The sequence below is a fragment of the Pirellulales bacterium genome (assembly GCA_019694455.1).
In the GTDB taxonomy this organism is placed as follows: domain Bacteria; phylum Planctomycetota; class Planctomycetia; order Pirellulales; family JAEUIK01; genus JAIBBY01.
This window is the reverse complement of record JAIBBY010000126.1, coordinates 1-3,310: the sequence shown is the minus strand read 5'-3', so window position 1 is coordinate 3,310 and position 3,310 is coordinate 1. Positions and strand designations below refer to the sequence as shown.

Sequence of the window (3,310 nt, the reverse complement as noted above, 5' to 3'; positions counted from 1 at the left end):
AGCTACCCGGAGTTCCTGACGGTCGTCGGCCGCGCTCAGGCGCAGTTGGCGGAGTGCCTGGTAGAGGACGCAAAGCAAACTGTTTGAAAAGAGCTGGCAGAAGGTCAGCACTCACTTTGACGCGCGATCTCCGTCTCGGCGCGCTACGGCCAGGCTTGCACCGCACGACCTATCGATGAAGGCCAGTTTTTGGCTTGAGTGAGGAAGAACAACCGCGGAGACGCAGGGACGCAGAGGGGAAATAAAGATCAGGCGAGGATTTCTTGCACGATGCGGCAGGATTGATTGTCGGTGAGGCGCTGTTCCTGACCGTTGTAGAGATAGGTCAAGCGGGTGTGGTCGATGCCCAGCAGGTGCATGAGCGTGGCGTGGTAATCGTTGGTGCTGACGGGATCGACGACGGCGCGGTGGCCGAACTCGTCGGTGGCGCCGTGGGCCACACCGCCGCGAATGCCGCCGCCGGCGAGCCACATGCTAAAGCCTTGGCCGTTGTGGTCGCGGCCCACCTGATCGGCGGCGCCGGTTCCCTCGGTCACGGGGAGCCGGCCGATCTCGCCGCCCCAGTGGACGATCGTCGACTCGAGCAGCCCGCGGCTCTTGAGATCTTTGATGAGCGCGGCGGCAGGTTGATCGGTTTTCTTGCAGCACGGCGGCAACGCGCCGCGAATGCCGGTGTGGTTGTCCCAGATCTGCCCGGCGATGAAGACCTGCACGAAGCGCACGCCGCGCTCGATCAAGCGGCGGGCGATTACCAGTCGCGCGCCGTATTCGGCGGTGTCTGGATTGTCGAGTCCGTAGAGCGCGCGAGTGGCCTGGCTCTCGCTCGAGATGTCGAACGCTTCCTTGGCCGCGGTTTGCATGCGCGCCGCGAGTTCGTAGCTGGCAATACGGGCTTCCAGGTCGCTTTCGCCCGGGTGGCGCGTGAGGTGATCGCGATTGAGCGCGGCCAATAGCTCCAGATTTTGTCGCTGCGGCGCGCCGTGCAGGTGCGCGGGGGGATCGAGATTGAGGATGCGTGGTTCCTGGGTGCGGGCCACCGTGCCTTGAAACAGCGGCGGCATCCAGCCGTTGGACCAGTTGCGCACGCCATCGACAGGGAGTCCGCCCGGATCGGGCAGCACCACATAGGCGGGGAGATTGTCGGTTTCGGCGCCGAGGCCATAGGTGACCCAGGAGCCGAGCGCCGGTCGGCCGGGCTGGGCCTTGCCGGTGTTCATCGACCAGATGGAAGGCTCATGGCCGTTGATATCGGTGTGCATCGAGCGGATCAAGGCGATGTCGTCGACCACTTCGGCCAAGTGAGGCAATAGCTCGGAGAGTTCGATGCCGGACTGGCCACGTTTTTCGAACTTCCACGGGCTGGCGAGCAGTTTTTTGCTGGCGCGATTGACGAAGCTATAGACGACCTCGCCGGGGTAATCCTGGCCATCGCGTTTGGCCAACTCGGGCTTGGGCTCGAAGAGATCGATATGACTGGGTCCGCCGTTCATGAACAGCGAGATCATCGCTTTGGCGCGCGGCTGGTGATGCGTGGGCTTGGGGGTCATATCGAAGACGCGCGGCTTGATGAGATTGGGCGCGGCGCTTGCGCCGTCGCGTTCGAGCAGCGACGCGAGCGCCAATGAGCCAATGCCCAGCGCGTTGCGCGAGAGGAACTGACGGCGGTTGACCGTGGCCGGCAGAAAGGCTTCGCGGGATGTATGACTCATGCGAGGGGCCTCATGGTGAGAACGGAGTCGGTGGCGCTGTCGTGCCTAGTTACTCCACATACAAAAATTCATTGGCGCTCATGAGCACCTGGCACAGGCTGGCCAGGGCGGTGAGGGCGTGATCGGGGGCAGGTTGCCCCTCGGCGGGGGGCGTCTTGGCGAGTTCTTCAATTTGGTGGGTCATCAGGTCATCGGCCAGTTTGCGCTCGTGCTCGGCGGGGGGGCGGCAGTAGGCAAGTTGCCAGGCGCGGTCGATTTGCGCGGCCCGATCGGCGCCCGATTCCAACCGCACCCGCCAGGCAAAGCGGCGCGACTCGGCGACTAAAAACGCGCTGTTCATCATGACCAGCGATTGCGGCGAGACGGTCGAAGAAGGACGACGGTCGCAGTTGGTTTCCATCACCGGGGCATCAAACGCGCGGAGCATGGCCACCGGCTGACTGCGACGGACTTGCAAGTAAACGCTGCGGCGCGAGGCGGCATCGCCAAGCAAGGCGTCGACGGTGGTCGGCGCGTCGGGGACTGGAGAGGGGCCAACGGCGATCTGGCCGACATTGTCTTGAGTGACGGGAACCGAAGCGCCGAACATAGCGCGATCGAGCGCGCCAGAGACGGCCAGGACGCGGTCTCGAATCATTTCGGCTTCGAGTCGCCGCACGGGATAACGCCAGAGCAGGTGATTGTCGGGATCGAGCGCGGACTTGGCCTCGTCGATCTGGGACGACTGCCGATACGCTACGGAGGTCATCATCAACTTGTGCAGTCGCTTGAGGCGCCAGCCTCCTGCGACCAACTCGCTGGCCAAGTAGTCGAGCAGTTCGGGATGCGTGGGGCGCTGCCCCATCTGGCCGAAGTCGGAGGGGGTGCCGACGATGCCTTGGCCAAAATGGTGCATCCAAACGCGATTGACCAACACGCGGGCTACGAGTGGATGCTGACCGCTGGTGAGCCAGCGGGCGTAGGCGAGTCGCCGGCCGGTGGTGGGAACCGCTTCGGCATCGGCGGCAAAGTCGAGCGGGGCCTCGCTGGGGGAGCAGACCGCCAAACCGCCGGGGGGCAATTCTTGCTGAGGTTGTCGATGGTCGCCGCGATGGAAGAGAAACGTCGGCGGAACCTGGCCGGGAACTTCGGTGAGGGCCTGGATAAAGTCCTCAACCGGTTTTTGCGCTTGCAGTTCGCCGATGCGCGCGTCGAATTTCTTCAGTTCGTCGGCAGCCGCTTGATTGTATTGATACAAAACGCCGGGGGTGATTTTGAGGCTGGGGTTGTCGTCGAGCAGTTTTTGCTGCTCGGGGGCGCGCTTGTCGTCTGGCGCTTGATAGGCCGCGCGCAGCGCATCGCGCTGTTCGGCGGGGAACTTTTCCAACTCTTTCTCGAGCGCGGCGGCCATGAACTCCGACTGCTTTTGCTCGCGCTCTTGGGCGACCACGGCGACTTGGGTGTTGACCTCTTGCGCCTTGGCGCGATCGGCGTCGGTATAAAGCGAAATCAGTCGCTCGGGGCGGGAGCGCCAGGCCTTCCAGTTGTAGGCGGGTTCAAAGACGGCGCGCAGCCGATAGTAGTCGGTGTGCAAGATGGGATCGTAGCGATGGTCGTGGCAT

Annotated in this window: 2 protein-coding genes; both read right to left on the bottom strand. The window is 63.7% G+C overall.

Going from position 1 to position 3,310, the window contains the following annotated elements; all coding sequences use genetic code 11:
* Window positions 1-248: 248 nt before the first annotated feature.
* Entirely contained in the window at window positions 249-1,709 is a 1,461-nt protein-coding gene (locus tag K1X71_21185) for a DUF1501 domain-containing protein (GenBank protein ID MBX7075664.1), read from the bottom strand.
* Window positions 1,710-1,758: 49 nt separating this feature from the next.
* Window positions 1,759-3,310 (bottom strand): DUF1549 and DUF1553 domain-containing protein (locus K1X71_21180; protein ID MBX7075663.1); only part of this gene is annotated, 1,552 nt, incomplete at its 5' end.

Coding starts and splice junctions, on each gene's coding strand:
- K1X71_21185 (MBX7075664.1), bottom strand. CDS start 1,709: ATGAGTCATACATCCCGCGAAGCCTTTCTGCCGGCCACGGTCAACCGC.